Origin of the sequence: Paenibacillus alvei DSM 29, assembly GCF_000293805.1 — a bacterium.
GTDB lineage: Bacteria > Bacillota > Bacilli > Paenibacillales > Paenibacillaceae > Paenibacillus_B > Paenibacillus_B alvei.
Window position 1 is genome coordinate 485,474 of sequence record NZ_AMBZ01000004.1, and the last position, 17,182, is coordinate 502,655.

At 47.4% G+C, this 17,182-nt stretch carries 18 protein-coding genes, 1 other RNA gene and 1 pseudogene; 19 read left to right on the forward strand and 1 reads right to left on the reverse strand.

The annotated features are described in order from the left end of the window. Nucleotides 1-66 precede the first annotated feature (66 nt). From ybeY to rnpB, 15 genes and pseudogenes are all read left to right on the forward strand, one after another. Nucleotides 67-567, forward strand: a complete 501-nt coding sequence (ybeY, locus tag PAV_RS15915) for an rRNA maturation RNase YbeY (protein WP_005547982.1) — start codon at nucleotides 67-69, stop codon at nucleotides 565-567. After that, complete coding sequence (locus tag PAV_RS15920; RefSeq protein WP_005547985.1) at nucleotides 567-941, forward strand: diacylglycerol kinase family protein; 375 nt, start codon at nucleotides 567-569, stop codon at nucleotides 939-941. Before ybeY ends, PAV_RS15920 begins: the two co-directional genes overlap by 1 nt. 96 nt (nucleotides 942-1,037) lie before the next feature. Continuing rightward, nucleotides 1,038-1,958, forward strand: a complete 921-nt coding sequence (gene era, locus PAV_RS15925) for a GTPase Era (RefSeq protein ID WP_005547987.1) — start codon at nucleotides 1,038-1,040, stop codon at nucleotides 1,956-1,958. A gap of 225 nt (nucleotides 1,959-2,183) precedes the next feature. Next, on the forward strand, nucleotides 2,184-2,324 hold the full coding sequence (locus tag PAV_RS33500; RefSeq protein ID WP_005547989.1) for a YqzL family protein: 141 nt from the start codon (nucleotides 2,184-2,186) through the stop codon (nucleotides 2,322-2,324). Nucleotides 2,325-2,357: 33 nt separating this feature from the next. Then, nucleotides 2,358-3,122, forward strand: coding sequence for a DNA repair protein RecO (recO, locus tag PAV_RS15930; protein ID WP_005547992.1), 765 nt, complete (start codon nucleotides 2,358-2,360; stop codon nucleotides 3,120-3,122). Between the two features lie 309 nt (nucleotides 3,123-3,431). Further along, entirely contained in the window at nucleotides 3,432-4,319 is an 888-nt protein-coding gene (glyQ, locus tag PAV_RS15935; protein WP_005547994.1) for a glycine--tRNA ligase subunit alpha, read from the forward strand. Then, complete coding sequence (glyS, locus tag PAV_RS15940; RefSeq protein ID WP_005547996.1) at nucleotides 4,312-6,381, forward strand: glycine--tRNA ligase subunit beta; 2,070 nt, start codon at nucleotides 4,312-4,314, stop codon at nucleotides 6,379-6,381. The genes glyQ and glyS overlap by 8 nt, the downstream gene beginning before the upstream one ends. A 230-nt stretch (nucleotides 6,382-6,611) precedes the next feature. Beyond that, nucleotides 6,612-7,103 (forward strand): YaiI/YqxD family protein, encoded by a 492-nt coding sequence (locus PAV_RS15945; protein ID WP_005547998.1) that lies wholly within the window; start codon nucleotides 6,612-6,614, stop codon nucleotides 7,101-7,103. Between the two features lie 39 nt (nucleotides 7,104-7,142). Further along, a pseudogene (gene dnaG, locus PAV_RS15950) lies at nucleotides 7,143-8,989 on the forward strand (DNA primase). A 35-nt stretch (nucleotides 8,990-9,024) separates the two neighbouring features. Then, complete coding sequence (rpoD, locus tag PAV_RS15955; RefSeq protein WP_005548004.1) at nucleotides 9,025-10,155, forward strand: RNA polymerase sigma factor RpoD; 1,131 nt, start codon at nucleotides 9,025-9,027, stop codon at nucleotides 10,153-10,155. 56 nt (nucleotides 10,156-10,211) lie between these two features. Then, nucleotides 10,212-10,535: a hypothetical protein gene (locus tag PAV_RS15960; protein WP_040736002.1), complete on the forward strand. Its 324-nt coding sequence runs from the start codon at nucleotides 10,212-10,214 to the stop codon at nucleotides 10,533-10,535. Between the two features lie 170 nt (nucleotides 10,536-10,705). After that, nucleotides 10,706-11,164, forward strand: a complete 459-nt coding sequence (locus tag PAV_RS15965; protein ID WP_157266883.1) for a hypothetical protein — start codon at nucleotides 10,706-10,708, stop codon at nucleotides 11,162-11,164. After that, nucleotides 11,112-11,885 (forward strand): tRNA (adenine(22)-N(1))-methyltransferase, encoded by a 774-nt coding sequence (locus tag PAV_RS15970; RefSeq protein ID WP_040736004.1) that lies wholly within the window; start codon nucleotides 11,112-11,114, stop codon nucleotides 11,883-11,885. Before PAV_RS15965 ends, PAV_RS15970 begins: the two co-directional genes overlap by 53 nt. Then, nucleotides 11,861-12,976 carry a Nif3-like dinuclear metal center hexameric protein gene (locus PAV_RS15975; protein WP_005548009.1) on the forward strand — a complete coding sequence of 372 codons (1,116 nt, stop codon included), beginning with the start codon at nucleotides 11,861-11,863 and terminating at the stop codon, nucleotides 12,974-12,976. The genes PAV_RS15970 and PAV_RS15975 overlap by 25 nt, the downstream gene beginning before the upstream one ends. A gap of 54 nt (nucleotides 12,977-13,030) precedes the next feature. Next, an RNA gene (rnpB, locus tag PAV_RS32455) (RNase P RNA component class A) lies at nucleotides 13,031-13,428 on the forward strand. Between the two features lie 215 nt (nucleotides 13,429-13,643). Here rnpB and PAV_RS15980 read toward each other — a convergent pair. After that, nucleotides 13,644-15,332, reverse strand: a complete 1,689-nt coding sequence (locus PAV_RS15980) for a S8 family peptidase (protein WP_005548011.1) — start codon at nucleotides 15,330-15,332, stop codon at nucleotides 13,644-13,646. Between the two features lie 205 nt (nucleotides 15,333-15,537). On the opposite strand from PAV_RS15980, the gene PAV_RS35315 reads away from it, so the two are divergent. The 4 genes from PAV_RS35315 to PAV_RS32445 all read left to right on the forward strand — a co-directional run bounded on the left by PAV_RS35315 (nucleotide 15,538) and on the right by PAV_RS32445 (nucleotide 17,126). After that, the gene (locus tag PAV_RS35315) at nucleotides 15,538-15,684 is read left to right on the forward strand and encodes a hypothetical protein (protein ID WP_167549032.1); all 147 of its coding nucleotides are present in this window, start codon (nucleotides 15,538-15,540) and stop codon (nucleotides 15,682-15,684) included. Between the two features lie 174 nt (nucleotides 15,685-15,858). Then, nucleotides 15,859-16,359 (forward strand): YpuI family protein, encoded by a 501-nt coding sequence (locus tag PAV_RS15985; protein WP_005548015.1) that lies wholly within the window; start codon nucleotides 15,859-15,861, stop codon nucleotides 16,357-16,359. A gap of 155 nt (nucleotides 16,360-16,514) precedes the next feature. Beyond that, nucleotides 16,515-16,727: a DUF1540 domain-containing protein gene (locus tag PAV_RS15990; RefSeq protein ID WP_005548016.1), complete on the forward strand. Its 213-nt coding sequence runs from the start codon at nucleotides 16,515-16,517 to the stop codon at nucleotides 16,725-16,727. Between the two features lie 30 nt (nucleotides 16,728-16,757). Then, nucleotides 16,758-17,126: a hypothetical protein gene (locus tag PAV_RS32445; protein WP_005548018.1), complete on the forward strand. Its 369-nt coding sequence runs from the start codon at nucleotides 16,758-16,760 to the stop codon at nucleotides 17,124-17,126. The last annotated feature ends 56 nt before the right edge of the window (nucleotides 17,127-17,182 follow it).

Below are 17,182 nucleotides of genomic sequence, written 5' to 3' on the forward strand. Positions count from 1 at the left end.
TCTGCGATATATGATTAAAAAGGAACGGGCCTATCACCTATAAACTGTGAGTAAGGAGCAACGAACATGTCGAGTATGAAGCTGGAATGGAATGACGATCAAGACATATACCCGATCGATCCTTCATTGATCGAATTGCTGAAGCGCATTTTGCAGGAAGCTGCGGCGATGGAAGGCATTCAAGAGGGGGAAGTCGCGCTAACGTTCGTTGATAATGAGCAAATCCACGAGTTGAACCGTGAATATCGAGGAATCGATCGTCCAACGGATGTATTGTCCTTTGCCTTGAACGAATCCGTTGAAGAGGAATTGGATATTCTATACGAAATTGAAGATGAGCAAGAATTGGATGAGATGAATGATTTGCTTGGCGACATCATTATCTCTACAGAGCGCGCCAAGGAACAAGCGGAAGAGTATGGCCATTCCTTGGAGCGTGAGATTGGATTTTTATTTGTGCATGGATTTCTGCATTTACTTGGCTATGATCATCAGGATGAGCCAAGCGAACGAGTAATGATGGACAAGCAGGAAGCTGTTTTGGAGAAGGTAGGTCTGAGCCGCTAATGAAGCGTCCTTGGAGCGATACATTTCGCGTTGCAATCGCAGGGATCGTCTATGCGATACGTACACAGCGCAATATGCGGGTACACGTGGCCATGAGTGGAATTGCACTTATTTTAGGCGGTATCCTGCAAATATCGACCTCGGACTGGCTGTGGCTGGGACTAGCAATTACCATCGTCATTTCAGCTGAACTAATGAATACCGCAGTAGAATCTGTCGTCGATCTCGTGATGCCGAAGCTGCATCCATTGGCGAAGGTAGCCAAAGATACCGCCGCAGGAGCCGTGCTCGTGACGGCGGTATTCGCCGTTATTGTCGGCTGCGTGATTTTCTACGAACCAGGGATAAAGCTGCTTCATAGGCTCCTGTACTAAAGTAATGAAATTAGACTTCATAAGCGGCGCTATTGTCGTTACTTGGACGGCGTGGCGCCGTTTATGCACATACAGAGACATTTTGGAGGAAAATACATGTTTTATAATCAAGATCAATCAAATCGAAATACGTATAAATCAGGCTTTGTTGCGATAGTTGGCCGCCCGAATGTAGGGAAGTCCACTTTGATGAATCATGTGATTGGGCAAAAAATTGCGATCATGTCGGATAAGCCGCAAACGACTCGCAATAAAATCCATGGCGTCTACACAACCGATCATTCCCAAATTGTGTTTTTAGACACACCAGGCATCCACAAAAGAAAATCGAAGCTCGGCGATTATATGAATAATGTGGCGCTGAATACCTTGAACGAGGTCGAAGCAGTGTTGTTCCTCGTTGACGTCTCGGCAGGGCTTGGAGGCGGCGATAAATATGTGATTGAACAATTGAAAAAAGTCCGTACTCCTGTCATACTCGTCATGAACAAAATTGATCAGGTGCATCCAGAAGCATTGCCACCGTTAATTGCAGAGTACAATGAACTGCATGAATTTGCGGAGATTGTGCCGATTTCGGCATTAAACGGCAGCAATGTGAACCGACTGCTTGATGTGCTTGGCGGTTACTTGCCTGAAGGGCCGCAGTATTATCCAGATGACCAAATTACAGACCACCCTGAGCAATTCGTTGTGGCCGAGTTGATCCGTGAGAAAATATTGCACCTGACACGTGAGGAGATTCCTCATTCTATTGCCGTAACCATCGAAGATATGCGAGTACAAGAGAATGGTGTCGTATATATTTCTGCAGTCATATTTGTAGAGCGTGATTCCCAGAAGGGAATCGTCATCGGCAAGCAAGGCGCATTGTTGAAGGAAATTGGAAAGCTGGCGAGACAAGATATCGAAAATTTACTTGGCTCTAAGACATTTATGGAGCTGTGGGTGAAAGTGAAGAAAGATTGGCGAAATCAGGATCGGATTTTACGGGATCTCGGGTTCCGACACGAGTAAGCAACCTATTTACGTTTCATACACTCCAATTTTTGCAATGGATATTCCCCTATAAGCAGTACAACCTAGAAGATGACGCATAGTCTTACTGGTCTGTATCCGACGTTCATGCTCGAAATGTTTGTTATAGGCACAGCATTTAATATCTGCCTCTGTTGGTGCTTGCGGGCACCATAGAAGCATGTCATTGATCAAGGTTCTCTTATACGAAAGGGGATTATAACAATGCGTGATTTTTCATGGAATGTTTTTGCGAAGACGGGGGATGTCGACGCTTACTTGCTATATAAGCAGGCAGGAATGACAGATGAGTTGGAGGAACTTACAGCTGATACGGCGCCAATCGCAGAGCAATCAGAAGATTAATGATTATGCAGTGTCATACATGGGAGGAAGAGAGTGTTATATCGGGTAGAGGGGATTGTCATCCGCAGCATGGATTATGGGGAAGGAAATAAGATCATTACACTTTGTACGAAATCGTATGGCAAGGTGGGTGTTCTTGTTCGCGGCGCGAAGAAGGTTCGCAGCCGTCATGCTGCGGCAACTCAGCTGTTCACTTATGGAGAATATGTATTCTTTCGCGGTATGGGGCATATCGGAACGCTTAATTCTTGCGAAATAATAGAAGCGAACCATTTGCTGCGCGAACAGCTTCATCTGGCAGCCTACGCCTCCTATGCAGCCGAGCTGATGGATAAGGCACTGCATGATGAAGAGGCTGGAGGGCCGATGTTTGACCAATTCCATGCCTATATGCGGGCAATTGCAGAAGGCAAGGATGTGCAGGTGACAACTCATTTGTTCGAAATGAAGCTATGGCAGCGAACGGGAGTTGCTCCTCAACTCCATGCATGTGTCGCTTGTGGTACAGGAGATAGGCTTGCTGCTTTCAGTTGGCGTCTCGGGGGCGCCCTATGTGAGAGTTGTAAGTCAAGAGAGCATGCGAATTATGTAGCTAATTTGCACATGCTTGCATTGCTTCAGCGCTTCGAAATGACAGACTTGCGTCGTCTTGGCAATATAACATTGAAGCCTGAAACGAAATTGCAGCTTCGCGCATGTATGCGAGGCTATATGGACACCCATGTCGGGGTGCGCTTGAAATCACTTCAGTTCCTTGAGCAGATGGAGAAATATGATTTGGCGCAGCTTGACGAGTAAAATCCAATTCGCTATAATAAATCAAGCTAATTGAATTAAGATTATACCTTGCGTTGAAGAAGAAAGTAGTTCGTAATGTTTGAACGCAGCGATTCAGGGATAGTGGAAGCCTGGACGGACAAACGAATGAAATGGCGCTTTGGAGCAGGGGCTCATGTGAAAGTGGATCGGAATCTATTCCGATCAAGTAGGGTGGAACCGCGGGAATTTAACTCTCGTCCCTACGTCTGGCATCAGACGTAGAGGCGGGAGTTTTTTGCATTCTCCCATACGTCAATGCCGTCAATATGAGGCAAAGGAGTGCTGACTGTGAATTTTCAACAAATGATTTTGACGCTGCAGCAATTTTGGGCCGAACAAAACTGCATCATCGTACAGCCGTATGATGTGGAGAAGGGCGCGGGAACTATGAACCCGATGACTTTCCTTCGTTCGATCGGACCAGAACCATGGAATGTAGCTTATGTAGAGCCATCTCGTCGTCCGGCTGACGGCCGTTACGGGGAGAACCCGAACCGTTTGTACCAGCATCACCAGTTCCAAGTGATTTTGAAGCCCTCTCCAGACAACATTCAAGAGTTGTATTTGGAAAGCTTGAACCGTCTTGGTATCGATCCGTCAATCCACGATATTCGCTTCGTAGAGGATAACTGGGAGTCGCCAACATTGGGTGCATGGGGCCTTGGATGGGAAGTCTGGCTTGATGGTATGGAAATTACGCAATTCACTTATTTCCAACAAGTGGGCGGCATCGACGCACATCCAGTAGCTGTCGAGATTACGTATGGCTTGGAGCGGCTTGCTTCCTATATTCAAGAAAAAGAAAATGTTTTCGACTTGGAGTGGGTAGAAGGAGTAGCTTATGGCGACGTATTCCATCAGCCTGAATTCGAGCATTCGAAATATACATTCGAAGTAAGCGATACGGCGATGCTATTTACGCTGTTCAATATGTACGAGAAAGAAGCAAATCGAGCGATGGATGCCCATTTGGTATTCCCAGCATATGATTATGTGCTGAAATGCTCCCATACATTCAACTTGCTGGATGCACGCGGCGCGATTAGTGTAACGGAGCGCACCGGGTACATTACCCGTGTTCGTAATCTTGCACGTCATGTGGCCGCAACATACTTGGAAGAACGTGAGAAGCTCGGCTTCCCGCTCTTGAAGAAAGGAGAGGAACAAGATGCCTAGACATTTGTTGTTGGAGCTCGGCTTGGAGGAAGTGCCTGCACGTTTCATTCGCAGCGCGATGGAACAGCTGAAGGATCGCACAGAACGCTGGCTGACAGAATCCCGAATCACATTCGGAACTGTGTCTGCATATGCAACGCCAAGACGTCTCGCTGTACTCATACAGGATGTAGCTGACAAGCAGACGGATGTACACGAGGAAGTAAAGGGGCCGGCGAAGAAAATTGCCCTTGACGCCAATGGTGAATGGACGAAGGCAGCTCTCGGATTCGCACGGAGTCAAGGTGTAGAGCCTGAAGCGTTCTTCTTTAAGGAATTGAACGGAGTCGAGTATATTTACGCAAATAAGAGCAGTCTCGGTACCAATACAGAGGATGTGCTTGTTGAAGGTTTGACTTCCATTATTCATGCGATGACCTTCCCGAAAAACATGCGTTGGGGTGCAAAGGAAATGCGCTTCGTACGCCCGATTCGCTGGATGGTTGCTCTGCATGGGGAAGAGATTATTCCGCTTGAAATTGCAGGCGTCAAAGCAGGCCGTACGTCGCGTGGACATCGTTTCCTCGGAGAAGAGACAGTTATTAACGAGCCGCTTCAATACGTGGAACGTCTTCGAGAGCAATCTGTCATCGTGGATGTGGCAGAGCGTGAGGCGAACATTACGGCTCAAATCGAGGAGCTCGCTAAAAGTAAAAATTGGAATATCGCAATCAAGGATGACTTGCTTGAAGAAGTTCTCTTCCTCGTTGAGTATCCAACTGTATTGTTCGGCGGATTTGACGAGGCATTTCTGAACATTCCTCAAGAAGTGCTGATTACATCCATGCGCGAGCATCAGCGCTACTTCCCGGTATTGGATACGGAGGGACAGCTTCTTCCCTATTTCGTAACGGTACGCAACGGTGATTCCAAGGGCTTGGATATCGTTGCAAAAGGGAACGAGAAAGTTCTTCGTGCGCGTCTCTCTGACGCCAAGTTCTTCTATGAAGAAGATCAAAAACTGAATATTATTGATTGCGTGCATAAGCTCGATTCGATCGTGTTCCACGAGGAGCTTGGCTCGATCGGTGATAAGGTTCGCCGCATACATGCTATTGCTGATGCATTGGCACTGGCTGTCCAGACAGATCGTGAGACAGCACTGTGGGTCAGCCGGGCTGCGGACATTTGCAAGTTCGACCTTGTTACGCAAATGGTATATGAGTTCCCAGAACTGCAAGGGGTTATGGGTGAAGATTACGCCCGAAAGGCAGGCGAACCGGAAGCAGTAGCGCAGGCGATTAATGAGCACTATAAGCCTAGATTCGCAGGCGACCCAGCTCCTGTTTCACTTGTTGGCTCTATTATAAGTATGGCTGACAAAATGGATACGTTGGCAGGCTGCTTCGGAATCGGCATTATTCCGACTGGCTCGCAGGATCCATATGGCTTGCGCAGACAGGCGACAGGTATTGTGCAAATTTTGTTAGAACGCAATCTGCCGCTGACACTGCATACCATCTTCAACATTACGCTTGATGTATATGCGCAAGCAGGATTGTTGAAACGCGAACGTGAGGAAGTTCGTAAAGAATTGTATGAGTTCTTCGGCTTGCGCGTCAAAAATGTACTGTCTGAGTCTGTTCGCTACGACGTGGTTGATGCAGTGATGGCATCTGGATATGACGATGTCAAACTGACAGTCGCTCGCGGGGAAGCTCTTATGCGCGCTGTACAGGCAGATGAATTCAAGCTGACAGTTGAATCCTTTAACCGGGTAAGCAATTTGGCTGCTAAGGCGGTCAGCAATGATATCCATCCTGAATTGTTCGAGCAGGATGCGGAGCGCAAGCTCTATGAGCGTTGGATGTACGTACATGAAGCTTATGCAGCTGCAAGCGGAAATCCGGCTGAGGCAATCGAAGTTTTGTCTCAACTGAAAGATGAAGTTCACTCGTTCTTCGAACAGGTCATGGTTATGGCTGAGAACGAAGCAGTACGGGCAAATCGTTTGGCGCTGCTTGCGAATATAGCAAATGACATTCAACGTTTTGCTGATTTCTCAAAGTTAGTTTGGGCTTAAGTAGAAGGTTGACTGTGATTGTAGGAAGACAGTAAAGGGTAGTAAAGGTGGAACATGAAGAAGGGATTCTTCGGATTCTCTTCGACATGTTCCTTCGTTATTTTCATCGATTCGACAAAAACTGAGTTAAAGTAGAGGAAATCCGGATTTCGAAGCAGGAATTTTAAACGTTACAGCGTATATAATATAAACGGTGAAACGATTAAAGTAAGTTCCGACGCTTTACGAAAATGGTGAGATTATTGTCTTCTAAACTTCGAATCGTAGTAGACGCCGATGCTTGTCCTGTAAAAAATGAAATAGTTGCCGCAGCTATCGAAATGGATGCCGGAGTTCTGTTTGTAGCTTCCTATGCTGCATTTGCTCCAGACTGGCAGCTTATGAATTATGATATTCGTACCGTTTTTGTGGATCAAGCGTTTCAAGCGGCGGACATTTATATTGCCAACACAGCGCGGTCAGGCGACGTAGTGGTAACAGGCGACTACGGTTTGGCCGCGCTCTGTTTGCCAAGAGGCGCTTATGTGCTTACGCCGCGAGGCAGCGAGCTGACAAGCGACAATGTAGATGAGTACCTGACAAGGCGACACATCTCGAGCAAAGCAAGAAGAGCAGGTTTACGGACGAAAGGCCCGCGAGCAATGAGTGAAGAGGATCGCGAAATTTTCCAACATAAACTGACAAAACTTTTGCTTCGTGAGCAGGAGAAAATGCGCCCATAGCGAATTAGTAATACGTGTTCAGATGAAGGTGATTGAGCGATGAACGGATATGGACTGATTCCTGATGAAGTTCGCGATGAAGTATTAAAGCGCAACGATATCGTCGATATAGTTGGACAATATGTCCATTTATCGAAGCACGGTAAATATTTGAAGGGGCTTTGTCCCTTTCATTCGGAGAAGACACCATCGTTCACGGTCACGCCGGAGAAGCAAATTTTCCATTGTTACGGTTGCGGAAAGAGCGGGACGGCTATTCAATTTGTAATGGGGCTGGAAGGATACTCGTATCCGGAAGCCATTACGCATCTCGCCGAGTTAGCGGGCATTCCTGTTACATGGGGAAGCGGCGACTCGTATGCTGAACGCAATCCACGGAATGAAGCGAAGGATCGGCTGATTGAAGCACATGAGCTGACTGCGAAAATGTATCATTATATATTAATGAACACAACGGAAGGTCAGGAAGCGCTTCGCTATTTGCGTGAACGCGGCTTTAACGACAAGCTTATCGAACAGTTTCAGATTGGATACGCACCGCCAAATTGGGATATGATCGTGAAGTTTCTTACGAAACGGCAGTTCGACCTTGCTCTGGTGGAGAAGGGCGGTATCGTATCGGCTAGAACGAATGGAGAAGGGTATGTCGATCGTTTCCGTAACCGGGTCATGTTCCCGATATGGGATCGCCGGGGACGCATAGTAGGATTTGCAGGAAGGGTGCTTGACGGAAGTCAGCCGAAGTATTTGAACTCGCCGGAAACGATGCTATTCAACAAATCCAAGCTGCTGTACAATGTGCATCAGGCAAGACCGCATATTAAGCGCACTGGTGAAATTGTTCTGTTTGAAGGTTTTGCAGATGTCATACAGGCTTGGGAAGCTCAAGTGATGAATGGCGTTGCTACCATGGGTACTGCGTTGACCTCCGATCATGTTCAATTGCTGAAGCAACTCGGAGACAGCGTTACGTTATGCTATGACGGCGATGATGCTGGACAAGCAGCTGCAATGAAATCCATAGCATTGTTAGAGGGAAGCGGCTTGCATGTAGCCGTTGCCATGCTGCCTGATCGAATGGATCCTGATGAATTCATCAAAGCGCATGGCGCAGAGCGGTTTAGGCATGCGATCATTGCATCGGCCGTTACTCCAACCAAATTCAAGCTTATATCTTTACGTCGAAATCATATACTGCTAGAAGATGATGGCAAACGACGATTCAAAGATGCTGCGCTGCGTGTTGTGGCGAAGGTTGAATCACCTGTTGAACGGGAGATGCACTTGAAGGAGATTGCTTCACTGCTTGAATTATCAGGGGATTCTGCGATCGCTTCTTTGAAGCAAGAATGTGCGAATATCCGCCAAAAGCTGCAAAAAAGAACGAAAACGGGGATAATCAAGACAATTGGTGGAATAATGTTAGGAATGATAAGCAAGTTATCTCCCCGCCCGTGTTGCGTCCAGCATACGTATATGCAGAACGCAGCTTGCTGGCGCTGATGTTCCAGGATGTCGAAGTTTCCAACTATGTGGAGCGGAATCTTGGCGAGCAATTCAATGTAGATGATCATGCGGCTCTTGCCGCTTATCTATATGCTTATTACGCGCAAGGCAAGGAGCCTGATTTCAGTTGTTATTTGGCAACTCTGCAGGATGACCGACTAGAGAAGACGGCTGCATCCATATCAATGGCCGAAGTGCCGCTGCGATATGACACCGCCCTATTAGACGATTATATTGGTCAAATCTTGAAAGTGCCTCGGCATCGTGAAATTGAGCGTAAAAAGGAAGAAATGGTGCAGGCGGAGCGTACAGGAGACATATTGCGTGCCGCGCAAATTGCACAAGAAATTATAGCCCTAGAGCAACAACTGAAGCGGTAGTAAGCAGAAGTTTCTAGGGAGGAGGGAGTCGGAAAATGGCGAATGATCAACATACTGGACTAGATGCCGAAGCAGCGTTAGAACATGTGAAGGATCAATTGATTGAGCTCGGTAAAAAGCGCGGTTCGCTTAGCTATAAAGATATTACTGAAAAGTTATCGACGTTCGATCAAGACCCGGAGCAGATGGATGAGTTCTACGAGCAGCTATCTGATTTGGGTATTGAAGTGGTAAATGAAACGGAAGATGGAATGGGCAATCGCAATAGTGGTGATCGGGAGAGTGGGGATCACGACGATTTCCATTTCGATGATGACTTATCGCTGCCACCGGGGATTAAAATTAATGACCCGGTTCGGATGTACTTAAAAGAGATCGGCCGTGTTCCGCTCTTGTCGGCAGAAGAAGAGATCGAACTTGCGAAGCGAATCGAGCAGGGGGACGAAGAAGCGAAGAAGCGCTTGACAGAAGCGAATTTGCGACTTGTGGTCAGCATTGCGAAGCGTTATGTAGGACGTGGGATGCTCTTCCTTGATTTGATTCAAGAAGGCAATATGGGTTTGATCAAGGCTGTTGAGAAATTCGATCACAGCAAAGGATACAAATTTAGTACGTATGCTACTTGGTGGATCCGTCAAGCGATTACGAGAGCGATTGCCGATCAGGCACGCACAATTCGTATACCGGTTCACATGGTAGAGACAATTAATAAATTGGTTCGTGTATCCCGTCAACTGCTTCAAGAGCTTGGGCGCGAACCAACGCCGGAAGAAATTGCGGCTGAGATGGAACTCAGTGTTGAGAAAGTACGCGAAATTATGAAGATTGCCCAGGAACCGGTATCGTTGGAAACGCCAATTGGGGAAGAAGACGATTCTCACTTGGGAGATTTCATTGAGGATCAAGAAGCACTGGCACCTGCTGATGCAGCAGCGTATGAGCTGTTGAAGGAGCAACTGGAGGATGTGCTTGACACATTGACAGAACGTGAAGAGAATGTGCTTCGTTTGCGCTTTGGTCTCGATGACGGCCGTACACGTACCTTGGAAGAGGTAGGTAAAGTATTCGGAGTCACACGCGAACGGATTCGCCAAATTGAAGCGAAAGCACTTCGTAAATTGCGTCATCCAAGCCGCAGCAAGCGACTGAAAGATTTTCTTGAATAGTGGCTAACGACGAGACCTTCTTGTGCGCGTATGCGTGGGGAAGGTCTTTTGTTGCCATGAAGGCATCAATTACGGGAGGCGTGACAAGCCGCATGGATCAGAAGCAGCGACAATGGATGTCACACGAGATTGCCCGCTGGCGGGAAAATCGACTATTGCCGGAACGTTATTGCGAGTTCCTTGCTCGATTGTACCAGCTGCCAGAAGAAACGATAGCACCTGAAAAATCCGGAAATACCGCTTCCGAAGTAGGCGTTTCAGCTTGGCTGAACAGCCTTTCTGCCGTAAAATGGATGGCGTTATTTTCATTTCTGGCTTGTTCTGTACTGTTGGATTTTATTTTACCGCTTTTGACTTTCCAATGCAAATTGGGGCAGTAGCCGCTTTTATCGTTCTTGGTTATGGGCTTGCTGTTTACAAATCAAAGTATGCGGAAAAGAAAAGCAAACTTCAAGCAGCGATATGTGCATGCCTTGGCAATGCTGCCGGTATACTCGGCTCATTAGCAATACTCATCCTACATGAATGGATGCTATGGTGGAGCTTAGCATTGTGGTTGATCGGAGCCGGACTTTTGTGGCTGATCACAGGCTTGCTTCTGCGCCGAAGCGGGATACAGGGATTTGGCTGGCTTACGCTGGCGATTGCCTATGCGATAATCCTTGATTCCATTGGCGGCGAACTCACGCTGATTAATATGCAATGGTTGTGGCTGCCTGAGAGTTTATTATTCATATGGCTGGCTTGGGTACTGCATCATCGATCTCATTCAGCTTCAGCGGCTCTGCTTCTTGCCTCTGTTATCACTTGGCATATGCCAGAGGTGGCTTGGTTAGGCAGACATATTGCGCTCAAGCTAAATCCAGGCGATGAAGTCTTATTATTTATGCTAACGAAGCTTTTTATTATGTTCTACATGGGATATTACTTTAGAAAAAAGTGGGTGAAGTGGATACGTGAACATCAAACTGTCCAAACGATTACAATGGATCGCGGATTGGGTGCCTGAGGGCAGCAAGCTTGCAGATATTGGTTCTGACCATGCGCTGCTTCCATCGTATTTAGCAAAGGAAGGCAAGATTTCGTATGGGGTTGCTGGTGAAGTGAATCAAGGGCCTTATGAAGCGGCAAGACGTCAAGTGTTGGGGTCACGCTTGGAGCATATTGTTCAAGTTCGGCTAGGAGATGGCCTTGCCGTTTTGGAGCCTAACGAGGTAGACTGTATTTCCATTGCTGGAATGGGCGGCAGTCTTATTGTCAGTATTTTATCAGCGCAGCCTGATAAGTTGGAGGGGGTTAAGCGGCTCATCCTTCAACCGAATGTAGGAGAAGATACAGTTCGCCGTTGGCTTCGCAAGGAAGGCTGGAATCTGCTTAAGGAGCATATTTTAGAGGAAGACGGCAAGATTTATGAAGTGCTGCTCGCGGAGCGGCAGCCAGACGCAGAAGCAGTGGAGGCTTATAATGCTCGACTGTACGAAGCTCGTACTCTTTCGTGCGGGCTGCCGTTGACTGAGGAATGGCTGCTTCAATTCGGCCCGCTGTTGTCACAAGCTCCTACAGAAGTATTCTTTGAGAAGTGGAAGCGCGAAGTAGGAAAACGAGAGCGTGTGTTGCGTACAATGGAACAGGCTGAGAGTGAAGAGGCAATGCAGCGCCGTGAAGTTTTCATGCAGAATAAGGCGGAATTGGAGGCGATTATCGAATGTTTGCGAAAGGTTCAACGATAATTCAATGGATGGAGCAGCTTGCGCCTAAGTCATTGGCAGTCCCAGACGACCGGATTGGGCTTCAATTAGGGTCACTGAATAAGGAAGTGGCCAAGGTGCTCGTCGCTCTTGATGTGAACGAAGAGGTCGTCGAAGAGGCGATTGCCCAGGAGGCAAATCTTATTATCGCACACCATGCGATTATTTTCCGACCACTGAAGCATTTGCAGACAGATACTCCTGCAGGTCGACTGTATGAAAAACTGATTAAGCATGATATCGCGGTATATATCTCCCATACGAATTATGATGTTGCTGTAGGCGGAATGAACGATTTGATGGCAGAGCGTCTTCAACTGACTAATGTGCGCGTGCTTGAAACATTACACCAGGAGCAGCTTCATAAGCTGGTTGTATTTGTGCCGCAGACACATGCCGAGGACGTGCGTGCAGCGGTATTGAATGCAGGTGCAGGACATATCGGTAATTACAGTCATTGCAGCTTCAACAGTGAAGGCTTCGGTACTTTCAAGCCAGGCGACAACACAAATCCGCATGTCGGACAAGCCGGCAAGTTGGAAACAGTGCCAGAGGTGCGCGTGGAAACAATAGTACCGAAGTCGATTCGCAGCCGTGTGCTTCAAGCGATGTTCAAGGCACATCCTTATGAGGAAGTCGCGTATGATCTATATCCTGTAGATATTCAAGGGACGGAATACGGTCTGGGAAGAGTGGGCAAGCTTGCAGAGGGAGTAACGCTTCGTGAATTGTCCGAGCAAGTGAAGACCAGCTTCGAAGTATCCAATGTACGTGTGGTTGGCGAGCTGGATCGACCTGTGCGCAAGGTTGCCGTTCTAGGTGGTTCCGGGGCTAGATATATTCACCATGCACTGTTCCATGGGGCAGATGTACTTGTAACGGGAGATGTTGATTATCATACGGCTCACGATGCACTTGCAGCAGGACTTGCTATTATCGATCCAGGGCATAATGCAGAAAAGATGATGAAACAGGACGTCGCAGCACGGTTGCAGAAGGCGGCATCAGATAAGGGTGCATCAACACAGTTCATAGCTTCTTCCTTAAATACCGAGCCATTTCAGTTTTTGTAAAAGTTGACGGTTGAGTTTCTTGTGTGAAACTAGTATACTAACGAATGTTGACGGAAAGTTTGACAGACAATCGCTGGTGACTTGGTCACGAGAGGAAAGTCCGGGCTCCATAGGGCAGGGTGCTGGATAATGTCCAGTCAGCGCGAGCTGAAGGATAGTGCCACAGAAATGGACCGCCGATGGCTGCTTCGGCAGCACAGGCAAGGGTGGAACCGTGGTGTAAGAGACCACGAGGAGCGTTGGTGACTTCGTTCCTGGTAAACCCCATCTGGAGCAAGACCTAATGAGATGCATGCCCGCAAGGGCAGCCTTAGCCCGAGGTGCGTCTGGGTTGGTCGCTTGAACCGTGCAGCAATGTACGGTCTAGATAGATGATTGTCACTTCGTAGTGGAAGGGTAGCTCCCGTAATACCACGATCAGTACAGAACCCGGCTTACGGCAAACTTTCCGGAGCTGCAACATTTTTTCTTGTTCGATAACTTGATCTGGATAGGATGAAGTTTCGAGTATCAAACTATAGCTTGTATTTATGTTAACGCACAGCTTCTATACAAGGATAAAGTAACCCCCGCAGGAATACCCTGCGGGGGTTTTTGATTGTCTCTTGTCGCCATGCATACAATTTTGTTGGCTTCAAGCATTGGCAGCCTGCATATCATCAATAGATTACCGCTGAGAAGCAGGCAGCATGGAGGATGGTGGAGAAGGATGCTGTACATATTGAGCAATTGTACGCTTGATCTCGCGAGCAATATTTTGCGGGAGCAGCGACAAAGATGTAGTACCTTGTTCTGCAAGGGAAAGTGCCTGAGCGACATCAATCTCGCCATAGCCATAATAGATATCTTTGCCAGGTGTTCCTAAATCAATGACGCTTTGCCGCATAATATCATACACTTCCGTATTTTTGAGCGAAGGGTTGACAGAGCGAATAAGTGCAGCAAGTGCAGATACATGTGGACAAGCCATTGAAGTACCAGACAATGCCGCATACTGATTGTTCGGATAAGTGCTCGCTATGGACTCCCCTGGTGCTACAACATCGACATAATTGCCGTAGTTGGAGAAGGAGGCACGCTTCTGATTTGCATCTGTCGCTGACACAGCAAATACTTCTGGATAAGCGGCAGGGTATCCAGGGCGTCGCGTATTATCATTGCCGGTAGCAGCAATAAGCACGACATCGCGGTCAAAGGCATATTTGACAGCATCATGCAAAAATGCGCCGTCGACATAGTTGCCCAAACTTAAATTGATAACCTTAGCCCCGTTATCGGTTGCCCAAATAATGCCCTCAGCAACGGAATAGGATGTACCTGATCCATTATTATCCAGCGCTTTGACCGGCAAGATCGGATTGTACCAAGTCATGCCGGCAATGCCCTCGCCATTATTGACCTGAGCGCCGATTATGCCAGCAACATGTGTGCCATGACCTACCTCATCTTTTGGAGGCTGATTTTTATCAAAGACGTTGTAGCCATTCAGCAGTTTGCCTTGTAAATCACGATGACCGGCATCAACGCCAGTATCGACAACTGCAACAATAACATCTTTTGCCCCCTTGCTCGTCATCCATCCCCGGTTCGTATGGATATTCGGCAAGTTCCATTGATAGGCCTTATACAGGGCGTCATTCGGCTCCTCGCCAGCATCCCCTTGTGTTGTGTCGTTTAAAGCTTTAGGTCGAGCCTGAGTAGAAGGCACTGCTGGAACGGGTACTGGTTTTTCGTTTGTCATATAAAGGAAATGCGGTTCGCTGTATATCGGGTTAAATTGCTTGAAATAGGAGCTTAACTGTTCCACGCTCATCTTGTGAGAACGGAAAACATACGTATATCCAAGCTTGCGCGGATGCGCGCAGCCCGTATCCCGCATCATTCGCTGCAGTTGAATGGGATCCGGGTCGGAACGAAAGCGTACGACGATCTCGTTTTCATAATAATGGCTTGTGCCGGCATTATCTTCTCCGTCTTTGACCTTAACGTCTGACATCGAATTTGAATCCACAGACTTTACGCGATATTTGGATTCTGGCGGGTAAGGGACAAGCCGTAGATTTTTTTGCTGATGCTTGCGCACTGTCTGAATGACATCTTGGTTCACAATCGCTACAATCCCGTGCTGTGACTGTGGAGATGCGATGCCGATGACCATATGGCTTTTCCCTTTGACAAGCACTTCAGGAGAAGTATAGGATTGTTGCTTCATCACGTTCATTGTGGCGGTTCGAACATAGCTGGACAACTGCTTATTCGCTTCCCAACGCTCATCCTTTGGAAGGCTTCCCTTTTCCCAGGCAGTCGTACCTCCCTCTACCCACTTCATATACACAAAATGGGGATGGGATTTCATAAATTGCTGAACGGTTTCTTGTTTTTGAGCTGAAGTCCCATTTCTCCAATTAGCAAGGGCATCTTCCAGATCGCGTCTGGAATCAATGGCGAACATGCGGCTTGTACGGGTAACATCCTGATGCAGAATTTGTTTTTTATGCTCTCCTCGTGCGCGGCAGTTGTCATTCCTTTCGGCTCGGGATGACGATCAGGCGCCCACAATAATGGAATTACAAGTACGGCTGCACAAAGAGCAACTATTCCAACTACATATCGTCGCTGCATTCCAACTTTCCTCCTCTAAGCGTTCCTATCTCCGCGTCCTTCCTCGTGATATCGTGACCCAGCAAGCTGGAGATATCGTGACGTGAACAGACTTGGTTATAGGTTGAGAATCAGGGTACGAATTTATTCGGAGCGAGGCGGAAAATGATACCCATCATGATCGGATTGTGGTAGGATGGAGGGGAAATGAAAATGATTCCAAATCGGATGCAAGATATTTTGAAATGTCGAATGGACAAATGGGGTAAGGGGGAGCTTTCATGCCAGCATCCAATGTAAAGCATCTATGTGAGGTTTCTAAGGACAATTTGAAGGAAGCTATCGATAAGCTTGAAGCATTTTTAAATGAGTATTCGCTAACTGCGCTTGTTCAAGGGAATGAAGATGAGGAGACGGTTAGCTTCTATAAAGGATTCCTGACGGATATGAGACATTTGCTTGTATTTGCGGAGGAGAGCTATGAAAGACTAGGCGTTGCATTAAGAAGAGCAACCTTCGATACTGCATTTTCGGAGCGCTGCTTGTACGAAGTGTACCATCACTGCGTGAATGCCTTCTTTTACCCGAAGAATGAGTGCTATTCCGAGGATGGACGCTATGCGTACACTGGTCAGGATGCGATCCGCTTCCGGAAAAAGCCAGTTAGAGCAGCACGAGATATCGTCCTGTCCATCGTTAAGATCTTTGAAGAGCTTCGCGATGAGCTAACTTATTATGAAAGCGATTATTTAACCCAGCGCCGCATGCAAGGAACGAAGTAATTCCGCTGATCTCGCTTGTTGCATTTTATCCCAAATAAGAAAAAAGAGGACGTTCCGTAAATGCCACGGAGCGTCCTTTTTCGTTAGAACATGGCAGGAGTAGGGCAGGATATGACATCATCAACAGGGCATCCTGTTAAACGGAGGTGATGGAAATGAGTGAAAAGCCGGTAGTTCGCTGCAGTGTATCCAACTGTAAATTTTGGGGGGATTTCCGCTGTCAAGCTTCGGAGATTATGATTGACATTGATGCTCATGCCAATGTGAAGGCGAATTCAGAATTTGCTGACGAAACGTTCATTGAAGATCATAAGGATAAAGCAGCTAAGTCTTCTTCCACATGCTGCCAGACGTTCGAGCCGAAATGATCTCGTACAGGGAGCTAGGAGTGTGGTGTGATGTCAACTAACAAAGCGCGTCAATCACGCCGTTTGAAGCGGCATCGGGTTAGGAAACATGCCGTGAGCAATGCAGAAAAGCAGCAGCAACAGCAGCAAGATGTTGAGTTTGGGGAGGAAGCGGCTACCTTCTCGGATACCCTTCGCTTCGCGACCCAGCATTCTAAGATCGACCATTGGTCGGGAATTGGCATGCTGGCCGTAATCTTCTCCATTTGCGCCTTCTTTTTGTTTCCGCTCCCTATGGGGGTTGGAGGTGCTGCTCTAGGCGTGCTAGCCTATTTGCAGGGAAGCCGTTCATCTGGAATATTTGCGGCAGTTGCTGGATTATTGGCTATCTTAGTCCAATTTATAGCGATGTCATCATAGTGTTATCATCAAGCTTGAACCGGTCATTTGTCCCGGATCAGGCTTTTTCTATATGA

Bases quoted from the DNA above. Each gene is read 5' to 3' on its own strand.
- ybeY (WP_005547982.1), top strand. From the start codon at position 67: ATGTCGAGTATGAAGCTGGAATGGAATGACGATCAAGACATATACCCG.
- PAV_RS15920 (WP_005547985.1), top strand. From the start codon at position 567: ATGAAGCGTCCTTGGAGCGATACATTTCGCGTTGCAATCGCAGGGATC.
- era (WP_005547987.1), top strand. From the start codon at position 1,038: ATGTTTTATAATCAAGATCAATCAAATCGAAATACGTATAAATCAGGC.
- PAV_RS33500 (WP_005547989.1), top strand. From the start codon at position 2,184: ATGCGTGATTTTTCATGGAATGTTTTTGCGAAGACGGGGGATGTCGAC.
- glyS (WP_005547996.1), top strand. From the start codon at position 4,312: ATGCCTAGACATTTGTTGTTGGAGCTCGGCTTGGAGGAAGTGCCTGCA.
- PAV_RS15945 (WP_005547998.1), top strand. From the start codon at position 6,612: ATGGTGAGATTATTGTCTTCTAAACTTCGAATCGTAGTAGACGCCGAT.
- rpoD (WP_005548004.1), top strand. From the start codon at position 9,025: ATGGCGAATGATCAACATACTGGACTAGATGCCGAAGCAGCGTTAGAA.
- PAV_RS15960 (WP_040736002.1), top strand. From the start codon at position 10,212: ATGAAGGCATCAATTACGGGAGGCGTGACAAGCCGCATGGATCAGAAG.
- PAV_RS15975 (WP_005548009.1), top strand. From the start codon at position 11,861: ATGTTTGCGAAAGGTTCAACGATAATTCAATGGATGGAGCAGCTTGCG.
- PAV_RS15980 (WP_005548011.1), bottom strand. From the start codon at position 15,332: ATGAAATCCCATCCCCATTTTGTGTATATGAAGTGGGTAGAGGGAGGT.
- PAV_RS35315 (WP_167549032.1), top strand. From the start codon at position 15,538: ATGGAATTACAAGTACGGCTGCACAAAGAGCAACTATTCCAACTACAT.
- PAV_RS15985 (WP_005548015.1), top strand. From the start codon at position 15,859: ATGCCAGCATCCAATGTAAAGCATCTATGTGAGGTTTCTAAGGACAAT.
- PAV_RS15990 (WP_005548016.1), top strand. From the start codon at position 16,515: ATGAGTGAAAAGCCGGTAGTTCGCTGCAGTGTATCCAACTGTAAATTT.
- PAV_RS32445 (WP_005548018.1), top strand. From the start codon at position 16,758: ATGTCAACTAACAAAGCGCGTCAATCACGCCGTTTGAAGCGGCATCGG.